The 973-nt window shown below is 21.7% G+C and carries 2 protein-coding genes; both read left to right on the top strand.

What is annotated here, in order from left to right; all coding sequences use genetic code 11:
• A partial coding sequence (locus JG677_RS08320) for a hypothetical protein (protein WP_234284679.1) occupies positions 1-275 on the top strand: 275 nt, incomplete at its 5' end.
• Positions 238-973: nucleotidyl transferase AbiEii/AbiGii toxin family protein (locus JG677_RS08315; RefSeq protein WP_200286168.1), on the top strand; the 736-nt coding region annotated here is incomplete at its 3' end. The genes JG677_RS08320 and JG677_RS08315, both read left to right, overlap by 38 nt.

Below are 973 nucleotides of genomic sequence, written 5' to 3'. Positions count from 1 at the left end.
ATACTAATATGACCCCTAGTTTTATAGTAGAACATATCCAAGATAAAGACTTTGCAAAAAGAATTTTCAGTGCAATTTTTCAAAATTCACTCGCAATGTTTGAAGATTTAAAAATTATCGATAATGAAGAATGGATAAAAGAATTTATAATTTCTCAAAACCAAAGATTAGGTTATCATAAAAGATTTTATTATGAAGAAAGGCTTGATAAACTTATCGCACACTATGGGATAAAAAATGCAGGAAAAAGAAGAAAAATATACACAGTTGTATAAAACACAAGATATAATTCTTGATTTAGTTGCAAAAGAAAATTTAGATTTTTATCTTACAGGTGGAACAGCCTTGCAAAGATTTCACTATAATCAATTTAGATTTTCTGATGATTTAGATTTTTTCTTGATTAACAATGGAATTAAAAACCATACTCCAAAAGAATTTAATGATTTTACAAATATATTAAAAGATAATAATATAGATTTTGAAATAAAAGTTTCAAATCAATATTTTACTCAACTTTATATTAAAGAAAATAATCTCAAAATTGACTTGGTTAATGATTATGTATTTCACGAAAAAAACGATTATGTAAAACTCGAAAATGGTTTGTTTATAGATAGCATACAAAATATCTTTGTTAATAAGTTAGAAACTTCACTTTCCAGAGATGAACCAAGAGATTTGTTTGATATTTATACTATTTTGACAAATAATAAAATGGATATTGAAAAAAGTTTTGATATTTTAATTAAAAAAACTAATATAGATCCAAAAGATATTATCAGCCACTTAAAAAATATTGATTTTAATAGAATTAATTATGAAGAAATTAATGCTAAAAATAATATAATTTTAAAAGATTTTTTACAAAATTTTCATAAAACCATTGATGAAAATTTTAATTCTTATAACAAAAAACAAGCAATCGATAAAGACATTTCAAATTTAAAAAAAAATTTACAATATTATATTG

This window comes from Campylobacter sp. TTU-622 (genome assembly GCF_016598965.1).
In the GTDB taxonomy this organism is placed as follows: domain Bacteria; phylum Campylobacterota; class Campylobacteria; order Campylobacterales; family Campylobacteraceae; genus Campylobacter_D.
Note: the sequence above shows the minus strand (reverse complement) of the source record. Positions and strands in the feature narration are given on the sequence as shown.